This window comes from Tabrizicola piscis, assembly GCF_003940805.1.
GTDB lineage: Bacteria > Pseudomonadota > Alphaproteobacteria > Rhodobacterales > Rhodobacteraceae > Tabrizicola > Tabrizicola piscis.
This window is the reverse complement of the sequence record NZ_CP034328.1, coordinates 2,556,683-2,577,057: the sequence shown is the minus strand read 5'-3', so window position 1 is coordinate 2,577,057 and position 20,375 is coordinate 2,556,683. Positions and strand designations below refer to the sequence as shown.

Genomic DNA, 20,375 nt, shown 5'->3' with positions numbered 1-20,375 from the left:
TCAAAGCCTCTTTTCGATCTTGATCTCGATCCGCCGGTTCTGGGCACGACCCTCTGTCGTGGCATTGTCCCCCACGGGTTCGGTATCGGCGCGGCCTTCGAAGGCGACATTGTCGGCGGGCACCCCGGCAGCGACCAGAATTTCAGCGATGGTGGCGGCGCGGGCTTCGCTAAGCCCCTGGTTCGACTGGAAAGGGTTCGATGATTGCACGGGGACTGAATCGGTATGCCCGATCACGGTGACGCGGCCGGTGACTTCGGCATTTTCACCGATCACCTTGGCGATGGAGGCGATCAGCGGCGCGTATTCGGTATTCACATCGGCTTTGGCGCTGCGAAAAAGCTCGGGCGCGGTGCCCTGCACCACCAGCACGGCCAAGGACACATCCTCGCGCCCGGTCAGCGCGGAAGCGGTGTCTGCGGGGGCGGCGGCCTGGAACAGCGGTAGAAGTTCAAAGATCACCGGTTCGACCGGAATGACGGGTTCGGTCAGCACCGCAGTGTCGCGGACCGGACGAAAGACGCCTGCCCGTTCAGCCGGAGGCAGTGCTGCAGCCGAGACGAAAAGCTGTTCGGCCTTGTTGCCCAATTGCAGGGACAACAAAGTGTAAATTCCGGCACCCAGCGCGGCCGCCACCAGCCAGACCGTCCAGATCGGCACCGCAAAGCGGCGCGGCGTGTCGGGCACCTTCACCCCGTCGGCATGCGGCGACAGCGGGGCGGCCAGTGTTTCAACGTTGCGCAACAGGCGCGCGATCTGCCCGCGCATCGCGGTGATCGAGGCCTCTCCCGCGGCGGCTTGCAGGCGGTACTGGCCGCGAAAGCCAAGGCCAAGGCAGGTATAGGCCAGTTCCAGCAGGTCGGGGTCGCGGGTGGGGTGGGCGACAAGGTCCTCCAGATGGCGATAGAACCGGGTCCCGGCATCAACCTCGCCCGAAAGGGCTGTCACCAGCGGCTGGCGAGGCCAGTCGCTGTGGCCGCCCCAGGGCGTGTTCAGGGCGATGTCGTCAATCAGTGCCGCCACGAACCACGCGCCCTGATTGGCGCGGGTCAAGGGCTGGCCCAAGGCTACGGCGGCGTCGCGTGCGTCGATCAGGCTGCCTTGAAGGCGTTGGCGCAGCACGTCCGGCTGGCCGGGGGGGGCGGCACGTTCCAGTTCCGGGGCGATCTCCAACAGGGGGGCGAAGGCTGCGATCAGGGGGTTGGCGTGCGGGCGCTGGCCGCGTGGTCGCACCGGGCCAGAGGGCGGCGCGCCGCTGCCAAAGGCACCACCACCAAAGCTGCCGAAGGCCCCACCCGAGGCCGCACCGTAGGTTGGCGGCGAGGCGGGCCGCTGCCCAGCGCCAGACACCGGGCGGATGCGGGTCCGCCCGGCATCCGATGACAAGCCAAAGGGATCGTCCTTGTCACTCATCTGTGCGGCTCATCCCTGTCACCTGCTGACCGCGTAGCAGTCGATCTGCGGTTCGCTTTCCAGTTGCCCCGAAATGCCGATGACGAACCCGGGCGCGGTCAAAAGTTGTGCCCAGTGTTCGGATTTCTGGTTCAGTTCCAGACACAGCCTTTCGCCATCATAGGGGATTTCACGCGGCTGCGAATGCAGGGGTTTCAGCGCGATCCCCGGCAGCCGCGATTTCCACAGGGATTCGAACGCATCCGCTGCGCCGACCGTGGCCTGATCGACGAACAGCTTGCGCAGGCTTTCTTCCGACAGGGTCGAGCCCACGCGCAGCACGATCCGGCTGGTCTTCAGGATCTCGGGGTTGTCGATGCGCACCTTCCAGACATTCTGGCTGTGGCGGGCCACCGGCAAGGCGCGCGACTTCGGTTCGACATGGCGAAGCGAGAGCATCAGGCTGCGCAGGGTGTCGGCCAGCGGGCCAAAGGCGGCAGAGGCCGCGCGGTGATCGTAGACCGGCAAGTCCGACAACCGGCGCGAGGAGGACCCGTAGGTCGCCATCCGCCCGGCCAGCGCCACCAGATCCTCATACAGCGCGCAAGGGTGGATCAGATTCTGCGCCAGCAGATGCGCAAAGCGGGGCCGTGCGGTATTGGCCAGTTCAAGGATCAGCAGGTTTTCAATCGACCGCCCCGCCCCGCCAAGCACCAGCGCGCCATGCGCCTCGGCGATGCGGTCAAGGCCGGTCACCACCTCTTTGAGGAACCCGGCATACCAGGGCAGCGCCGCGATGGTCAGCGCGGGGGGCAGGTCGCCATCTGGAATGGCGACTGACCCGTCGGCGCGCTGCCCTTCGATCTGGGCGACCGGCAGGGTCACGAAACCCGCCGTTGCTTCCCCCGGGGCCAGCAGGCGCAGGGCAAGGCGGGCCACCTCGACATCAGCCGGGTCGGCACCGTTGCGCACTGTGTCGCGGACCTGAACGATCTCACCCCGGTAGCGCGCACCTGACGGCTCGGCATGCGACGGGTCCATCGTGGCGACCCCCGGCTGTTCCACGGCCACGGCCAGATGGGCAAGGCCCGCCGCCCCCGCAGCAATCGGCACGGGCGGCGGCGGGGCAGCGGTTTCGGGAATCGAGAACGGCGTGCCATCGGGAAACAGCCCTTCGGCACTGCGGATCGCCACTTGCCCGGCATCAAGGCCCGCGCGGTCCAGTTCCAGACGGGAAAAGCCGTAGGGCTGATGCGCTGCCGTCTGCAAGGCGGCCCGCATCAGCGTGTCGGCGTGCCGGTCCTGCTGCTGGAAATGCTGGGTCCGCAAGAACAGCCCCTCGGACCACACGACCCTGTTTGTGCCCGTCATCCCGTTCTCCTGCCCAAACCGCGCTTCATGCCGCGCGCAGCTTCACGCCCGAGCGGCTGACTTCGACGCTGAAGGTGACGCTTTCGGTGGCCGACACGCTGGCCTTGGCGCGAAACACCTTGCCGGCCGGGTCACGGAAGCCCGCGATCACCCCGATCACCGTCGTCCCCGCATCCAGCCCGATTGTCAGGGTCTTGGCCGCCCCCGGTGTCAGGGCGATCTGGTCGGCCTTGATGAACTCGCCCCCCAAGGCGCCTTGAGGATTCTGCAGGGCAAAGAAATCGGCCCCGTCAAAGGCCCCCGCACTGCGCATCTGCACAATCTGCAGGGTCAGGGGGCGATCCCCGCCATCAGGGCCGGGGTTCATGCCTGCGGTGCCCTGCGCCACCACCGTCACGACTCCGGGGCCTGAGGGCGCGCAGCCAGACAGGCCCAGGGCACCAAGTCCCAGCGTTCCGATCAGAAATTCACGACGTTCCATCATTTGTCCTTTCGGGTCTCATTTTCATAGGCTTCTCTGAAATCCGCGCCGACTTCGCCAAGGAACCGGTCTTCCGCAGCCTTGGCGATTTCGCGGTATCGGTCTGCGTAAAGCTGCCAAAGGCGGGCCGAACGGCTGCCTGCCACGAGCGCCTTCAACATGCCGACGTCTTCGACCTCGGCTTCGAAAAGGGAGGGGTCAAAACGGTCGACCATGCGGCGCAGCGCGGCTTGAACGCCGGTCCATGACCGGGCGTGATGGTCCATGAGGTCATGCAATGCGGCGGCAATCGCGGCGTCCGGATCAAGATAGCCCGCGCCCTTGGGGGCCACGACGGCGGCCACAGCCTCATCCGTGCCGACAATGTACTTCAGCGGGTTCACATTGGCAGCACCGATCACCGTCTGAGCCACCCGGGCGCTACCCTTTTCCTGTGCCCGCATCCGCAGTAGCTGGACCAATCCTTCCGTCATCAGTCGGTAGCGACGGCCCAGCGCCTCGACCTCGTCTGGGGTGCCGCGAAAACCGGGGGGAGAGTCGATGCCAAGGCCGCGCAGAAACGCTGCGACCACGGCGGGATCGGCGTTGGTGGGCGGTTGCGGTTGGCTGGCAAGCGGGGGGGGTTGCTGTGGCGCGGGGGCAGAGGGCGAGGGCGTTGGGACCGCCAGCGGCGGCAAGGCTGCTGCAAAGGAATCGCGGGCGGGTGGGGCTGCTGGCGCGGAAAGGTCTTCGGGCAACCCGAAATCGCCGAAGTCGAAGCCGCCCGTCACTGGGCTGACTGCATCGTTGGTCCGGGCAGCCGTCGGAAGGTCCGCCGGTGCGACAGCCCGCGAGCCATGGTCCATCGAGAACGGGTCGTCGAAGAACACAGGCGGCGCAGGCTTCGGTTCCGCCATCGGGGCTGCTGCAGCAGGCTGTCGGGGTGCCTCGAACGGGTCTGGCAGACCGGCCGGGCGTGGGGGTGGCGGGGCCTCGGGGCGTGGGGTGAAGAAGTCATCGCCAAAGATGCCGGGCTTTGCGGCCGTGTTCGCGGGGGTCGCTGCCGCCCCCTCCAACTCGGCCCGGATCACGAAATCGCCCAGACGAAGCCGCATGCCCGGGTGCAAAGGAGCCGTGACCCCGGTGCCAAGCGGCGCTGTGGCGGTATCGACAAACACGCCGCCACGGCTTTCATCCGTCACCCGGTACTGCCCGCCTGCGCCCACGATCACGCAATGCCTGCGCGAGACGAACATCTGCGGGTCGTCGATCTTCCAGTCGCAGTCGTCACCCCGCCCGATGGTGACCTGACCATCGGCCAGTCGAAACTCGGACCTTGCTTGCGGGTGCGGTGCGGTTTCAAGGATCAGGCGCAGGGTCATGGCACGGCCTCCGCCTTGGCGGAAAAGCCGCGCAGGGCAAAGTCGTCGGCATCCTGCCGGGGCGGACGGCCCAGCCAGGTGGTGCGGCCCAGCGCACAGTGGCCAAGGCGCGGCTCTGGCACCTCGGCGCGCGCAAGCACCAGCCGCAGGTCGTAGGTGATGTCCGCGCCCGCGACAAAGCGGATGGCGCGGCGCAGGGCACCGAGCACGGCCTTGTCCGACGTCAGCGTCAGATAGCGCGGCAGGCTGAGCGGTCCCAGCCGCAGTTCGGCCCGATCCTGACGCTGGAATACCCGCGCGCCCACGACGGCCCCACGGCCAAGCCCATGGTAGACCTTTCCCAGCCGGGTCTGCAGGGCTTGCGGTATCTCAAGCCAATGCCCGACGAATTCCTCCAATCGCACGGGCACCTGCAGATAGTCAGCGAGATAATCGGTCAACCGCTCCGCGCGGTTGACCTGTTGGCCCAGCGATGTGGCCTGCCGCAGCGGCAGGTCAGGATCACCGCCCCGGCTGACCGCAGCCCGATAGGCCGGGCTGCCCACCCCTGCCAGCGTCTTCAGCATCGCCGAGACCTTGCCACCGCCTGAATGCTCAACCCCGACTTCCGGGTGCTGATCGGCCCAAGCGCGCCAGTAAAGCGCAAGGTGGCGGTGCTGCAGCATGTTGCAGAAATCAAGAAACGTGGTGTCGGCCGTAACCCGGCCTTGCCCGGCACTGTTGGCCGCCGTGAACCACCGTTCCGATTGGCGGGCCATGATCCAGCGCGTCATGTGCAGGGGCATGGCACCTTCGGGGCCGAAAAGGCCAAGCACCTCGACATCAACCTGCGCGGGCGTCCGGTCGCCGGGCGGGGCGAACCCAGCGATGTCGCGCGTGGCCATGGCAAGACGCGCCCGCTGGCCCAGACGGGCGGGTTCGGTCCCCGGCCCGCCGGACCTGCCAAAGCGCAGACCCTCACGCTCCAACCGGCGCAGAAGCTCGAAAAAGCCGATCTCTTCGGGGTCGGGGCTGCGGAACCCTAGATCAGGTCTCGGTTGCCCAGGGCCATCGGCCATGCCACCTCCTCCTGTTTCTGTTGGAGCCGCGTCTTGGTGCGGACAAAGGAATTGATGCTGGCATGCCGGGCGAAAAGCCGGGCCAGCAGGGCAGACAGCAACAGCACGCTGCTGCCCGACAGGGGGCCTTCGTCGACATGCAGGGTGATCTCGATCCCGCGGCCAAGGCACAGGGGGCCGGGCAGATCCAGCCGTTCGATCACCGGGCGCGAAGTGACGCGCGCGATCGATCGCACATGCCGCGCCAGCGCAGGGTCGCCACGGTCGGCGTAAAGGTCCAGCATCGCGCGCAGCGGCTCGGCGCCCTTCAGGTCCTCTGCCAGCGAAAGGTGGTTCAGGGATAGCTGCCCGACCAACCTCCACGTCAGATCATCAAGCTGCGCCTCGCCATCGCGGCCCACCTGCGGCAGGCCCGCCACCAAGGACCCACGCGGCCGGCGCATCGCTGACAAAAGCTCAACCCGCGCCACCGGATCACCGGTATCAAGCGTCAGCTTCGGGTTGTCGTCGAAGATCGGCAGATCACGGTTCGACACCAGCGCGCGGATGTCGAGGCGGCGCAGGGGCCGGGTCTGCTGCACCCCGGCAGGCCGCGCGACGGAGATGAACAGGTCATCCCCGGTATAGCTGGTCCGGGTCTGACCGCGGCGCAATTCGTCGGGGCCGGGGCGGCGGGGGCGGCGTTCGGTGGTGTAGACCAGCCCCGATCCGGATTGCGCAGCGGGCGTGTAGAGCGAGGCGAGTTCGGATTGCGGCCCATCCGCCTCGGCATCGGCGACGCGCAGAAGGCGGTGGATTTCAAAGTCCAGCGCGCGGGTCCGGTCGGGGTGAACCACATGCGCCGTGGAGCGGGGGTCCATCTCGACGACGTTGCATTCCTTTTCGAACAGGTTGACGACCGGGGTCGCGAACAGCCGGAAATCCTTGGCCGACACTTCCGAGATGGCGGGCGCGGCGCGGCCCATCGGCAGGATGATCTCCAGCCCCTTTGGCCCACAGCTGCGGACGGCGGGGCCAAGCCCGGTCAGCCGCAGGCCGTGGAACCGTTCGGGCATCAGGAAGTATTCCCGCATCAGCCGGTAGCCTTCGAACGACGACCGCAAGCGTGGCAGGAGCGCTTCGTCATCGCGGATGCCGATCAGGTCGGGGACAGCGCTGGTCAGAAAGCGCGCGACGGCGTCGGCGCGGCGGGCGATCACCGGCAAGGGGGCGGCAAAGACCGCGTCAAAGATCGCCCCGGCGCGCGGCCCGCCGGAAAACTCCAGATCCAGCCGGTCAAGCGACAGATCGGCCAGTGACCCTGCCCCCTGCCGCTTGAAGGTCAGCCGCAACCCGGCCTCGGCGCCCTGCAACTGGGCATCCGGCACGCCCGCCGCCGACAGGGCGCCGCGGTCCTGCAGATATTCGACCGAGGCCAGAGCGATTGGCCACAGCGTCACATCCTGTGCCGTGGTGTAGATCGCGCGGGTCGAGACGCCTTCGCGCAAGGCAGCGACCAGCCGTGTGCCGCGCTTGACCAGATGGCCGTCGGTCATGGTCTGGACCTGCGGTCCGGGGTGCAGGACGACGGTGGACATGGCCGGGGCGGGCCCGGCAAGATCAGGGTACAGCGCATCCAGAATACCGCGCACATGGCGCTGGCTTTCACCGTCCAGTTTCAGCCGTGTCCGCGCCGCCAGATAGGCCACGCCTTCCAGCAAGCGTTCTACATAAGGGTCCGGGCACGGCACCGCATCCAGCGACAGGTTGCGCGCCACCGTGGGATGCAGCGCCGAAAACTCCACCGACAGCTCGCGGATATGCGCGAGTTCAGCCTCGTAATAGCTGAGGAAGGCCCGGTCCATCTTAGCCGTCCTCGATCCGGGTTGCGGCGCGACCATTGTCAAGGTCGATGGTCGTCGACAGCCGCAGCCGTTCCGGCACTGGCGACAGCATCAACACGCCTTCGATGCGGACCTTCAGCCCCTCACGGCTGCCGGTATCAACGGTGATGCGGATCGTGTCACGCTTGAGCCTTGGTTCAAAACTGGCAACCACCTCACGCAGTTCGCGGCCCAGTACTTCGGGATCGAAGTCCTTGGCGCGGCGGCCTGAAAAGGACGGGACGCCGTAGTTGAGGACCGACCGGCTGACATGCGGATAATCGGCCAGCACATCTTCGGGGTCCGGCGTGTTGCCGCGTTCGGCATCGGTCCACAGGAACCGGGCCTGCAGGCGTTCCATGCCGAAGAGTTCCTCCAGATCGCGGCGCACGGCTTCGCGCAGGACGTCGGCGGTGACGACGATGCCGCTGTCTTCCAGAAAGGCGCGCCGGGCCAGAAGGGTCAGAAACTGCACGATTTCACGCCGCTTGCCTTCGTCCAGGTCTGTGGCCTGCTCTACTGTGCGAGTCCCGCCCAGCACCATCTGGTCCAGCCGTTCCATGCCGATTTCGGCGCCAATTTCGCGGCGCCGAAGATCTGTTTCGCTGACCAGACCCGGCAGATCGTCGACAAGCCTGTCCCAGAGACTGGGTTGAACCGCCTCTCGTCGCGCTGTTACCGTGACCGGACCCTGGCCCAAGTCTGACCTGCCTTTCCGGTTTTCTACTTGGCCGAAACCAGATCGTATTCGACCTCGTGCTCATCGCCCTTGGAGTGGTCGTCGGCCTGCACGACGTACTTGAAGTTCAGCTTCTCGTAGCTGACCGTGATTTCCTCGGCGATCATCTCCTGGTTGGCGGATTCAGTGGCTGACTGGTTCATCTTGTAGCCCGAGATGATGCAGTTGGTCAGCGTGATGATCAGGTAATCCAGATGCGCATCGCCGGAATCCTTGCGCACCGTAAAGACGATCTCGGCAAAGGATTTGCCCTTGGCGCAGGACAGCATCAGGTAGGGGGATGCGGCATCCATCCACTTGTGGAAGGTGAAATCACTCAGCGTGGCGCGGCCCCGCGTCCGGCCTGAGCCGACGGAGGAGCTGCTTTGCTGATTGGCGGTGAATTCGATGCCAAAGCAGTCGATCTCGCCTTCATGATCGGCACGTTTGGATTCGCCGTCGATGCCTTCGATCTTCAGATACCCGGTAAAAGCCATGGTCGTGTCCTTTCAAATGTTGAATTCGGTAAGGAAAATGCCCGGGCGCCAAACAGCGCTTGCGGTCTGCAAAGATTGAACTGCGGACCCCGGAAACACCGGGGGCCGGTGGGCGGGGGCGCGGTCAGACGCCCTTTACGGATGGCAGTTCCGACACGAGCCGCAAGCTCGCGTTGATGCCTTCAAGCTGGTAGTGAGGCCGCAGGTAGAAGCGCGCGTTGTAATAGCCGGGGCGACCTTCGACGCTGTCCACCTGCACTTCGGCCATGGCCAGCGGGCGCTTCGCCTTGGCCTTGTCATCGGCCATCGCCGTATTGGCAAGAACGTAGCGGTTGATCCATTCGGACAACCAGACCTGCATGTCGCCGCGCTCCTTGAACGTGCCGATCTTGTCGCGCGCGATGGCCTTGAGGTAGTGAGCAAAGCGGCAGACCGGCAGCAGATAGGGCAGGTTCGCCGACAGCCGCTCGTTCGCCTGCGCGTCGGGGTCAACCAGCCGACCGGCGCGCGCTTCGTCATCCTGCAGGCTGTGGGCCCCGATAAAGGCCGCAAGATCGGTGTTCTTGCGGTGCAGGATCGGCATCATCCCCAGCTTGGCCAGTTCCGCCTCGCGCCGGTCGTCGATGGCGATTTCGGTCGGGCACTTCATCGCGATGCTTCCGTCATCGGTCGGGAAGGCATGGACCGGCAGGTTGGTGACAGTGCCGCCGCTTTCCACGCCACGGATCTGGGTGCCCCAGCCATACAGCTTGTGGCTGCGGTTGATGTTCACGCCCATCGCGAAGGCCGCGTTCATCCAGACATAGTGGTCATGCTTGCCGTCAATCGCCTCTTCAAAGGCAAAGCCTTTGACCGGCACGGTATTGGCGCCATAGGGCAGCCGCGCAAGCACCCGCGGCATCGCTAGGCCGATATAGCGCGCATCTTCGGATTCGCGCAGTGATTGCCAGCTGGCATAGTCCGGCGACGAGGTGATCTGCTTCAGGTCCTGCGGATTGGGCAGTTCCTGCCAGCTTTCCATGCGGAACAACTGCGGTGCCGCCGCCGCGATGAACGGCGCATGGGCCGAGGCGCAGATGCCGGAAAGATTGCGCAAGAGGCCCACATCGCGCGGATGGTGGCTGAACTCATAGGCCCCGATGATGGCCCCGAAGGGTTCGCCGCCGAACATCGAGTATTCGTCGGAATAGACCTTCTTGAAGGCTGGCGACTGGTCCCACATCTGGCCTTCGAAATCTTCCAACTGGTCGGCCAGCTGGTCTTTCGAGATGTTCAGGACGCGGATCTTCAGCTTGGAGTCGGTCTCGGTGTTGTTGACCAGATAGTGCAGGCCGCGCCATGTCCCCTCCATCTGGCGCACTTCGGGGGCGTGCAGGATCTCGTTCATCTGCGTCGTCAGAAGCTGGTCAATCCCCGCGATCAGCGACTTGATGGACTTGACCGCATTGCCGGAAATCGTGGCGGTCCCGGATTTTTCCTTGGCGGCCAGGGCTAGGTTCTGCACCAGCTTCTTCAGCTTGGCGCTGTCGTCTTCACGAACCCGGAAATCCTTTTCCAGAAGATCCGAAAACTCTCCCAGATCAATCGCCTGGGCCTCGGCGGCACCGGCCGCGCCTTTGGCTTTTTCGGTGTCGGCCATTATGCCTTACCTCCTTCGGATTTCATCGCTTCTTCGGCCACCTGCTGCAGCAGGGGTTCGTTTGCCAGAAGTTGTGCGATGCGCTTTTCGGCGTTCACCTTGCCGTCCATATAGCCCAGCAACTCCTCAAGCTGGCGGCGCATGGCCATCAGTTCGGCGAGGGCAGGCACCTGTTCGGCCACCTTGTCGGGGGTGAAATCGCTCATCGACTTGAACGACAGGTCGACGAACATTTCCTCGTCAGCCTCGGCCCCCTCGCCTGCGGGAAGCGTGTTCTTTACCCGTGCCTTCACGCGCGGCGACAGGGCCTCCATGAACTTGGAAAACCGTCCCGCGTCGACTTCGACAAAGGCGCGGTCTGCGGGGCTTTTCTGCGCTTCGCGGGTTTCGGATGACCCCGCAAGATCAGCCATCACGCCCATCACGAAGGGCAGTTCGATCGTGGTCGGGCTCCCGTAATGTTCGACGTCATAGGCGATCTGAACGCGCGGTGCGCGGTTTCTTTCGATGACTTTTGCCTTGCTTTCACTCATGGCTCATTCTCTCCAGATTCATTTCTTTTCCTCGAAAACTCCGGCGACGCCGCGAAACTCTTTGAGGCCGCTGGGGGCGATCTCTTCCATCAACTGCATGAAATTCATTGGCACCATCTTGCGCATCCGCCGTGCCAGATGCGGGATCGGCGAAGACGGTTCGGTGCGTTCGTAAAAATCGATCACCAGATCAAGGCAGCGCTCGACATCGCGGCGCGTGTTGATCTGTCCGGGCATGGCTACGGTCTGGCCAGCGGGGGGGCCGGCGCCGTTTGCGGCGCGTGCAGGGGCGGGATCAGCGGGCATCGCGGGGACCTCCGTCAAGGCAGGGGTGGCCAAGGCTGGGGAGGCAGGCGCGGCAACGCCGCCTGCCTCAAGCGTCTGGCCAATGCGGGACAGCATGCGGCCAAGGGCATCGAAGCGAACCGCCACATCGTTTTCCGTCACATGTGGCGCAAGGGCGGCTTCCAGCGCCGCAAGGCCCGCGCGGGCGGCGGCCAGATCATCCTTGAGCGCCGCCATTTCATCGGGCCGCTCGGCCGCGGTGGCCTTGCAGGCAGCCGTCACCCGGTTCAGCCGGGCATCATGGCGATCAAGAAGTTCGGCCAATTCCTTGTCGCCAAGTCCTTTGGGCGCTTCGACCGCGAAGGCAGACCGCGACAGCGCCGCTGCGGCCAGATCGCCACCGGTGATCGGTCCTAGCCCGCGCGGGGCGAGCAAGGTGGCAAACTCCAGATCACCCAGCACGCCGCCATCGGGGTTTTCCAGCTGGTAAAGCGCATTGATCCGTCGCAGTGCCGCCTCGCGCTTGGTCGCCGCCTCCCGCAGTGCCGGGTGCAGGCTGTCCCAGAACTGCGTCACGGTTTGCCCCAGCAGGGACAGCCCTTCGGCCAGCCCTGCCAACCCGCGCTCGTTCGTCAGAAGCCGGGCCACGATCACCAAGAGCCGCAGATCACGCCCGCTGCGTGCCAGAGCGGCAGCGTCCTCCAGCAATTCGGTCCAGTTGAGTTCTACCGCCCCGGTGCCGCCACCTTCGATCAGGCGCAGTCGCGCCGGGCGCGAGGCAGCTTCCAGTCGGTTCTCGATAGCATGAAAACGGGCATCGTTGCGCAGGTCTGCCCCTGAGGGAGACGACGGGTCTGCGGTTGCGATGAATGCCGCAATTTCCATATCAAAGTGCCTAGAGTTAAAACAGCTAGACCAAGCAAAGACTGGCAGACAAAAAGGTTTTTTTCAACCTACACGTGACCGTCGCTGGGTCAAGGTCGGGTTTCCAGAATGCGAGAGGCAAAACCGACGATGTTTCCCGGTCGCTCGGCCAATGTCGTGGCAAGGGCCTCGGCGAAGGAAGCGATGCTTTCGTCGCCGGGTCGCCGTGTATCGAACAGATCGCCTTCGGTCAGAAAGGCGATGATCTCGCTCTTGCCATAGTCACCCTGGTTCACTTCGGCCTTTGGCAAGCGGCTGTCGGCCTGATTTTCCGTAACGCTGAACAGGACCCGGACCCGTCTTGTGCTGCCTTCGACCGTGCCAAGCCGTGTAATGTCCGTCTCGGCGAAGTTGGCATTCGGAAGGAGGTTGAAAACGGTGTTGGTGTTGTCCACCACCATGACCCACAACCGACCGGTCGTGACATTGGCCGGGATCAGGACATCCACTACGGGGTTCTCGCCAGTCCTGAAGACGCCGGTCAGATTGGCCTGACCGGTGGAGCCCTGCCCCAGCCAGATCGACAGGGCGTTTGACGGTAGTGGCGGGAGTTCGTTGCGCACCGTGCAGAGGTTCTGGTTCAGCACATCAAGGCTGGTCACTACCCTGCGGTCGCCGATCACCCCGGCAAGCGCCGTGCTGATCGTGGCGTTGAAGTCAGGCTCCAGCGCGCCGCCTTCGATGGTGATCGTGGCGCCCAGCGCATAGCCATCCGCGGGTGGGTCAACCTGGATCAGCGGGCCGCAGGTTGCGATGTCGTCCAGCACATCCTGCACGTCCTGCGGTGCCAGAATGCGGGGGCCGTTCGCAATATCCAGCCCCAAGGCAAAGCTGTGCAGGTTGGCCCATGTTTCCAGATTGGCGCGGGCCTTGTCACCTGCGGCCAGCGTCGGTGCCAGACCGCTGATCCTTGCCGTCATGTCCGACAGGTCAATCTGCCAGCCGTCCAGCCCCTGCGCCGCATCAAAGACCGCCGCCGCACCACTTGCCCAGCTTGGCCCGGGCATGCCCTGCGCCAGCGTCACCGCAGCTTCGGCCGCTGGCTGGCCCGCAAGCGTGGCAAAGCCCGCGCGGATCGCATCGGCCGCTGCTGCATCGGGTGCGTGGGCGGCAAGTGTCGGGGCCGCCAGCCCGCCCCCCGCAGAGGCTGAGAGGGTGTAGGGCGCGGCGACCGGCAGGGGCTGTTCGGTCAGCCGTTCAATGAACGGTTGCAGCAGGCCCGCATACCAGGCCCCACCCCCAGCCATCGCCAGCAGAAGCACCAGCACCAGCGCCAGAAAGCTGCCACCTGACCGCCTGCCTGCCGCTGCATCCATCCGCGTCGTCACCTTCGTCGGCGGCGCAGTGCGGCCACGCTCAACCGCTGGGCCTTTCAGCGCCTTGCCCACCTGTTCCACCACCGCCGCTGCAGAGGGCGCTCGCCCAGCAAGCGCCGGTTCGGTCAGCCAGTCGATCAGGCCTTTCAAGGGTTCCGGCACACCACCGGTTTCCAGCCGCTCCTGTTTGCGGCGGATCATCTCGCCCGGGGTCATGCCCGCGAAGGGGACCTGCCCCTTCCATGCCGCCAGCAACAAGGCCCCCAAGGCATAGAGATCTGACCGCGGCTCGGCCCGGCCTTCCATCTGTTCGGGCGCGGCGTATTCGTACTTGCCCGCAAAATCATTGCCGACAATCGTGCGCGCGCCTTCGCCGGTATCCTTGGCAATGCCGAAGTCGATGATTGTCGCCTTCTCCGGGCTGCCATCGCGCAGGATGATGTTGTCGGGCGACAGGTCGCGGTGGACGATGCCCTGCTTGTGCGCCGCCACCAGCCCTTCGGCCACGCGATGCGCGATGATCATCAACTCACGCGGTTCCAGCCGCCTTCGCAGCATTTCATCGGCGATGGAGGGCCCGGCGATGTAGTCCATCACCAGAAACACATGTCCCTGATCCATGCGCGAACATTCGGTATAGCGCACCACCGCATCGTCGCGGATGTCGCGCATCTGCTCTTCGCGCTTCATCAGTTCGATGTAGCCATCCTGGCCGGAAAACTGCGCGTTCAACGCCTTGATCGCAACGATCCGGCCCGAGATCAGGTTTCGCGCGCGGTACACCTCACCCGTGCCGCCACGCCCCAGCACGCCTTCGATCTCGTAGGTATTGTTCAGGATCTGGCCGCGGTGGAAGATGTCTCCGGGCAATGCGTCGATCATCGGTTTCAACCTCTGGGGGCAGAAATCCTGATAGCCCCTTCAAACCAGTCGCAAAATCTATCGTTCCAGACTAGACTGAGTCTGGGCGAATTTCCCGCCTTTTTTTGATGATCCGTTGAACACATATCTTTTGAAGGGGTAGACCCCATGGCTCAGCGTGGTTCGCCTGAGACTGTCAAGCGCAAGGAACTTGTCGGCAAACTGAACGAGACATGCCTGCGCGCATTTTCTGCGGCAGCGCAAACGGCGAAATCGCGCGGCAATCCATATGTCGAACTGGCGCATTTCATCGAAGCGCTGTCGCGCAGCGAACGGAGCGATTTCGACATCCTGTGCCAATCCGCTGGTGTCGACGGCGCAAGGCTGGAGGGTGACATCCAGCGCGCGCTGGACAAGCTGCCCCATGGCGCGGGTGCGGTGGAAGAGTTTTCCGACCACATCTTCCACGCGATCCGCGAAGCCTGGACCTTCGGCAAGATGGAGCGGGAGGAAGATCAGGTCCGGTCGGCCCACGTCCTTCTGGCCGCGATGAAGGTGCCGGTTCTGGAAGGTTTGATGCTGAAGATCAGTCTGGAGTTCGACAAGATCGACCCCGACAGTCTGGAGCCGCAGCTTGACGGGTTGCTGGAAGCCTCGGTCGAAACCACCGCGGCCCCCGTCAGCACGGCGGAACCGGCGGCGAAACCGCAGGGCAAGTCGGCGCTGGCTCAGTATGCGACCAACCTGACCGAACGGGCAAAGGCCGGGAAGATCGATCCGGTGATCGGCCGCGATATGGAAATCCGCCAGATCATCGACATCCTGATGCGACGTCGCCAGAACAACCCGATCCTGACCGGTGAGGCCGGGGTCGGCAAGACCGCCGTGGTCGAAGGCTTTGCCCTGCGGCTGGCGCGCGGCGACGTGCCGCCGCAATTGCAGGCGGTGGACCTTCATATGCTGGACATCGGGCTGATGCAGGCCGGGGCATCGGTGAAGGGGGAGTTTGAAAAGCGTCTGAAAGCCGTCATCGACGAAGTGCAGTCCAGCCCCAAGCCGATCATCCTGTTCATCGACGAAGCGCACACCCTGATCGGCGCGGGCGGGGCGGCGGGCACTGGCGATGCGGCGAACCTTCTGAAACCGGCGCTGGCGCGGGGGGAACTTCGCACCGTCGCCGCCACCACTTGGGCCGAATACAAGGAACATATCGAAAAGGACCCGGCACTTACCCGCCGCTTTCAGGTGGTCAAGGTCGAGGAACCGGGCGAGGATGCCGCCATTCGCATGGTGCGCGGTGTGGCCGCAGTGCTGGAGAAACACCACAAGGTCGAGATTCTGGATGAGGCGATCCAGGCCGCCGTCCGTCTGTCGCACCGCTATATCCCGGCCCGGCAGTTGCCAGACAAGGCGATCAGCCTTCTCGATACCGTCTGCGCCCGCGTGGCCGTGTCGCAGCACGCCACCCCGGCTGAGGTTGAAGACATCGAACGCCGCCTGCAGTCGCTTGAGGTGGAATCCGCCATCATCGACCGCGAAGGCGCTGTCGGCATCGACGTGACCGACCGCAAGGCCGAGGTTGAAAGCGCGCTTGCGACTGTCCGCACGGACCTTGAGGCCGCAAGGGTTCGCTGGGACAGCGAACGCGCGCTGGTGGACGAAGTGCTTGACCTGCGCGCAAAGCTGCGCGCCGAAGGCCTGCCCGTCGATGACACCACCCCCCCTGAGGAGGGCGGAGCCGAAGGCGACGCACCCGACGAGGCGCCCGCCGAAGGGGCGCCAGAAGACGCAGCCCCTGCCCAGATGACCGCCGCCCAGCGCGCCGAAACGCTGGCCACCTTACAGGTCAAGACCGCCGACCTCGCCGTCCTGCAAGGCGAACGCCCGCTGATCCTGCCCTCGGTCGACCGTATCGCCGTCGGCTCAGTCGTGCAGGACTGGACCGGCATTCCCGCCGGCCGCATGCTTGCCAGCCAGGCCGAACAGGCGCTAACCCTCGCCGATATCCTCGCCAAGCGCGTCGTCGGTCAGGACCACGCCATGGGCATGATCGCCAGCCGCATCCAGACCAGCCTTGCCGGCCTTGGCGCGCCGGAAAAACCCGTGGGGGTCTTCATGCTCTGCGGGCCATCCGGCGTCGGCAAGACCGAAACCGCGCTGGCGCTAGCTGAAACCCTGTTCGGCGGCGAACAGAACCTGATCTCGATCAACATGAGCGAGTTTCAGGAAGCCCACACCGTCAGCACCCTGAAAGGCGCGCCACCCGGCTATGTCGGCTATGGCAAGGGTGGCATCCTGACCGAAGCCGTCCGCCGCCGCCCCTATTCCGTCGTCCTGCTGGACGAGGTGGAAAAGGCCCATCCCGATGTGCACGAGATCTTCTTTCAGGTCTTCGACAAGGGCATGATGGATGACAGCGAAGGCCGCCGGATCGACTTCAAGAACTGCCTGATCCTTCTGACCACCAACGTCGGGTCAGATGAGATCATGGCGCTGACCGATGACGGCAAAGGCACCGCTGATCTGGAAACCCTCACCTCCAGCCTGCGCGCGCCCTTGCTCAAGACCTTCCCGGCGGCGCTTCTTGGCCGCATCGTCTCCATCCCCTATTACCCGCTGTCCGACGCGATGATCGAGGCGATCGCCGGGCACAAGCTGCGTGGCATTGCCAAACGTCTGTCCAAAGGCCACGACGCCGAGTTTGTCATCGGTGCAGGCGTGATGGACCAGATCAAGGCGCGCTGCACCGAGTTGGAAAGCGGTGGGCGGATGATTGATGCCATCCTGACCAACACCTTGCTGCCCGAACTGTCGCGACAAGTGCTGAACCGCAAGCTGGAGGGCACGCCTTTGACGAAGGTCACCGTTACCGGCACGCCCGAGGGCTTTGCCTACAGTTTCGAATAGCTTTGGGCGCATAGGCGATGCTGATCCGCACCTCCACCCGCTATCCGTGCCAGTTCACCATGGGGATGGACGCGGAAGGGCGTGAGTTTCTGTCGCTGGTCATCAAGGCCACCTTCGACTTTCCGGCCCCGGGCGGGGTGCCGCTAAAGGCCAAGGTGCAGCGCCCGCTGATCATGGCCGATGAATACATCGGCGCGCCCGGGTTCAGCGCGCCGCAGTGGGAAACCGACTTTGCCTTTCGAAAATCGGCCTGCGATGTGGTGGCGCAAGGGGCCGCCTACGCGCCGGGCGGCAAACCGGCGGAACGGGTTCGCGTCGGCCTCAGGGTCGGTGACTGGACCAAGCAGTTCGATGTCGTCGGCCCCCGGCAATGGCGCACGCTTGGCCCTTCGATAACGGCAACCCGACCGTTTCCGTTCACCCACCTCGCCTTCGGCTATGATACCGCCTTCGGCGGCCCTGACCGCAGTCGCACCGATGAGAAAAGCCCCCCCGTCTATGCCGACAATCCCTATGGCCTGGGCTTTGCGACCGTCCGCGCCGGGTCGCGCGTCGACGGGCTTGACCTGCCCCTGACCGAGGCGGTCGATGACCCCGTCACCTCGCCCTTCGGGGCGCATCGACCCATGGCGCTTGGCCCGATCCCGCGCGTGTTTCCGACCCGCCTGCGCTATGCCGGCACTTATGACGACAACTGGAAGGACAACATCTTTCCGTTCCTGCCACCCGACTTTGACGAGCGCTACTACCAATGCGCGCCCCCCGACCAGCAGATCGCCCCTCCGGCATCGGGGACGCCCGTCGTGATCGTCGGAATGACGCCACAAGGCCGCGAAGAGTTCCGCCTGCCGGAGACATCTTTGCCCGTCACCATCTTCCGTGGCCGCAGCGTTGCGCTTCAAACCACCCTGCGCCCCGACACCCTCGCCTTTGACTGCGAGGCCCGCCAGTTCACCCTGACATGGCGCTGCGACACGCGCATCCACCGCATCATCACCGAGTTTTCCGAGGCTTGGGTTGGACCGCCGTCCCGTGGCCTGATCCGCGCGCGCGACGCTGGCAAGTCCTACCTGACCCTTGATCCCGCCACCCGCGCGCCCGAGGCGGTCGAATGACTTTCCCACTCCATATTCAGGCTGCCGGCATGGTCACCTGCGTGGGCCTTGACGCGGCCTCATCCTGTGCCGCGATGCGCGGGCGGCTGGACGGATTTGCCGAGACGCGCTTCATGGGGCCGGACGGGGAATGGCTGATCGGCGGGGCGGTGCCGTTGCCGCGCAACTGGATCGGCGTCAAGCGGATGGCGCATCTGGCGGCGGGCGCCTTGGCGGACCTGCACCGCCAGAAGCCCGAGGGATTGGCATCCGGGATGGCAGGCGTGCCGATCCTTCTGTGCCTCGCCGAAGAGGGCCGCCCCGGCCGCCCGGTTCCAGACCCCGCCGTTCTGGCCGGTTTGCTGGCCGAGATCCTGCAGATCCCCGCCCCCCGGCTGCAGATCATCGCGCATGGTCGCCCGTCGGGGTTCGTGGCGCTGGACCGCGCCCGCCGCCTTGTTGCCGCCGGGGAAGACCCGGTCATCATCCTTGGCCTCGACAGCTATCTGACCGCGCAATCCGTGGCCTACTACCTTGGCCAGAACCGCCTGCTTGGCCCCGGCAACGCCAACGGGTTCGTTCCCGGCGAAGCGGCCGCTGCCATTCTGTGCACCGCCACCCCGGGGCCTCTGCGTCTAACCGGGCTCGGCCTGGCCCGAGAGGTTGCGCATATCTACAACGCCGCTGGTGAGGATGGTCTGGATCTGCCGCTTCGCGGGGATGGGATGACGCGGGCCTACCAGATTGCGATGGACGAAGCGCATGTCGATCTGGCGCATGTCGAATATCGCATTTCCGACCTGATCGGAGAGCAGTTCTTCTTCAAGCAGGCCACGCTTGCCAGCCTGCGCCTTGAACGCGGCCGCACCCCGTTTCAGGACCTGTGGAGCCCGGCCGAGAACCTTGGCAACATCGGTGCCGCCGTAGTGCCGGTGATGCTGGCCCAACTGATGACCGCCGAGGCACGCGGCTACGCCCCCGGCAGCCCCGCGCTGATGGAAGGCTCCGGCGACGACGGCGCCTGTGGGGCAGCCGTCTTCCACGCCGCGCGGAGGGCCGCGTGATGGGCGGCAATGTCTTCGCCAACGGGTTGGAGATTTCAGGCAAGGCCGTGCAGGCACAAACCATCGCCGCCATGCCCGACGTGTGCTTCACCCCGCCCGAAAACCCGGCAACCCCACCGGGCGTGCCGATCCCCTATCCCAGCTTCGGGATGGCGTCGGATACGGAAAGCGGCACGGCAACGGTGCTGATTTCCGGCGAGATCGTGAACATCAAGAACAAGTCGGACGAAAAGAAGACTTCCGGCACCGAGGCCGGGTGCGCGGCAAAAAAGGGTATCATCACCTCGAAGAACACCGGCAAGAAGTACTTTAACAGCTGGTCTACAGACGTGAAGTTTGAAGGCGAGCCGGTGATACGGTTCAGTGATCTGGCGACGCACAACCATGCGTCGCCAATTGGAAATACCGGGCCGTGGCCGGAGATTTGCAAACCTGGCACTGACGTTTTCGACTGTGCCGCATTGCTGGAAAAGATCGGGATGCCGGTGCACACGCATGCCAAAAGCGATTGCACGACAGCTGAAGAAAAGGCGGCAGGCAAGAAGCCGGTCAAGGAATCCGAGCATTTCTTTGAGAACCAGATGCTGCAAAAGGCGCGCGGCGGCCCGAACTACAAGAATTTCCCCAAATATGACGTTGACCAGGCCCCGTGCGTCTGCATGACCTCGCGGCACAAGGAGGCCGACGGGTTCGGCAAGCGCGGCGAAGGTTCGAAGAAGAACACGCCGCATTACGAAAAGACGGCAGACATGCGGGAATTCCTGGCCGACAACGAAAACCCGCAGCCGACCGTTGGTAAGGCTTGCGAAAAGACCATGGAGGCTGTGGGCGAACATCACGAGGCGCTGCAGGGCAAGGACGACAAGACCAAGAAGGATGCACTCGATTGCCTTACGCTGATCATTCTTTCCTATCTGGCCGCGTCGGCCCAACCTGTGAAAGATGCCCAGACAGGAAAGATGCGGCAACCGACAGTCGATGAAATCAAGACCGTCAAGATAAGGACATAGCC

16 protein-coding genes are annotated in these 20,375 nt (G+C 64.8%); 4 read left to right on the top strand and 12 right to left on the bottom strand.

The features are described from left to right. From tssL to EI545_RS12545, 12 genes are all read right to left on the bottom strand, one after another. Positions 1-1,413: a type VI secretion system protein TssL, long form gene (gene tssL / locus EI545_RS12600; protein WP_125325796.1), complete on the bottom strand. Its 1,413-nt coding sequence runs from the start codon at positions 1,411-1,413 to the stop codon at positions 1-3. 18 nt (positions 1,414-1,431) lie between these two features. Beyond that, a complete protein-coding gene (gene tssK, locus EI545_RS12595; RefSeq protein ID WP_125325795.1) occupies positions 1,432-2,763 on the bottom strand; it encodes a type VI secretion system baseplate subunit TssK in 1,332 nt (443 codons plus the stop codon). Between the two features lie 25 nt (positions 2,764-2,788). Next, positions 2,789-3,247 carry a type VI secretion system lipoprotein TssJ gene (tssJ, locus tag EI545_RS12590; RefSeq protein ID WP_125325794.1) on the bottom strand — a complete coding sequence of 153 codons (459 nt, stop codon included), beginning with the start codon at positions 3,245-3,247 and terminating at the stop codon, positions 2,789-2,791. Continuing rightward, on the bottom strand, positions 3,244-4,605 hold the full coding sequence (gene tagH, locus EI545_RS12585; protein WP_125325793.1) for a type VI secretion system-associated FHA domain protein TagH: 1,362 nt from the start codon (positions 4,603-4,605) through the stop codon (positions 3,244-3,246). The genes tssJ and tagH overlap by 4 nt, the downstream gene beginning before the upstream one ends. Continuing rightward, complete coding sequence (gene tssG / locus EI545_RS12580; protein WP_125325792.1) at positions 4,602-5,663, bottom strand: type VI secretion system baseplate subunit TssG; 1,062 nt, start codon at positions 5,661-5,663, stop codon at positions 4,602-4,604. Before tssG ends, tagH begins: the two co-directional genes overlap by 4 nt. Further along, complete coding sequence (gene tssF, locus EI545_RS12575) at positions 5,627-7,507, bottom strand: type VI secretion system baseplate subunit TssF (RefSeq protein WP_125325791.1); 1,881 nt, start codon at positions 7,505-7,507, stop codon at positions 5,627-5,629. The genes tssG and tssF overlap by 37 nt, the downstream gene beginning before the upstream one ends. Before the next feature lies 1 nt (position 7,508). After that, positions 7,509-8,225: a type VI secretion system baseplate subunit TssE gene (tssE, locus tag EI545_RS12570; RefSeq protein ID WP_125325790.1), complete on the bottom strand. Its 717-nt coding sequence runs from the start codon at positions 8,223-8,225 to the stop codon at positions 7,509-7,511. A gap of 23 nt (positions 8,226-8,248) precedes the next feature. Next, complete coding sequence (locus EI545_RS12565; RefSeq protein WP_125325789.1) at positions 8,249-8,740, bottom strand: Hcp family type VI secretion system effector; 492 nt, start codon at positions 8,738-8,740, stop codon at positions 8,249-8,251. 124 nt (positions 8,741-8,864) lie between these two features. Then, entirely contained in the window at positions 8,865-10,379 is a 1,515-nt protein-coding gene (gene tssC, locus EI545_RS12560; protein WP_125325788.1) for a type VI secretion system contractile sheath large subunit, read from the bottom strand. Further along, entirely contained in the window at positions 10,379-10,912 is a 534-nt protein-coding gene (gene tssB / locus EI545_RS12555; RefSeq protein ID WP_125325787.1) for a type VI secretion system contractile sheath small subunit, read from the bottom strand. The genes tssC and tssB overlap by 1 nt, the downstream gene beginning before the upstream one ends. Before the next feature lie 18 nt (positions 10,913-10,930). Further along, on the bottom strand, positions 10,931-12,082 hold the full coding sequence (locus EI545_RS12550) for a type VI secretion system protein TssA (protein ID WP_125325786.1): 1,152 nt from the start codon (positions 12,080-12,082) through the stop codon (positions 10,931-10,933). Between the two features lie 89 nt (positions 12,083-12,171). Further along, complete coding sequence (locus EI545_RS12545; RefSeq protein ID WP_125325785.1) at positions 12,172-14,319, bottom strand: serine/threonine protein kinase; 2,148 nt, start codon at positions 14,317-14,319, stop codon at positions 12,172-12,174. 147 nt (positions 14,320-14,466) lie between these two features. On the opposite strand from EI545_RS12545, the gene tssH reads away from it, so the two are divergent. From tssH to EI545_RS12525, 4 genes are read left to right on the top strand one after another with little or no spacing between them, the layout of a single operon-like run. Next, entirely contained in the window at positions 14,467-17,205 is a 2,739-nt protein-coding gene (tssH, locus tag EI545_RS12540; protein WP_125325784.1) for a type VI secretion system ATPase TssH, read from the top strand. Between the two features lie 17 nt (positions 17,206-17,222). Further along, positions 17,223-18,320, top strand: coding sequence for a DUF2169 family type VI secretion system accessory protein (locus tag EI545_RS12535; protein WP_125325783.1), 1,098 nt, complete (start codon positions 17,223-17,225; stop codon positions 18,318-18,320). After that, positions 18,317-19,363: a 3-oxoacyl-ACP synthase gene (locus EI545_RS12530; RefSeq protein WP_125325782.1), complete on the top strand. Its 1,047-nt coding sequence runs from the start codon at positions 18,317-18,319 to the stop codon at positions 19,361-19,363. The genes EI545_RS12535 and EI545_RS12530 overlap by 4 nt, the downstream gene beginning before the upstream one ends. Further along, entirely contained in the window at positions 19,363-20,373 is a 1,011-nt protein-coding gene (locus EI545_RS12525; RefSeq protein WP_125325781.1) for a DUF4150 domain-containing protein, read from the top strand. The genes EI545_RS12530 and EI545_RS12525 overlap by 1 nt, the downstream gene beginning before the upstream one ends. The last annotated feature ends 2 nt before the right edge of the window (positions 20,374-20,375 follow it).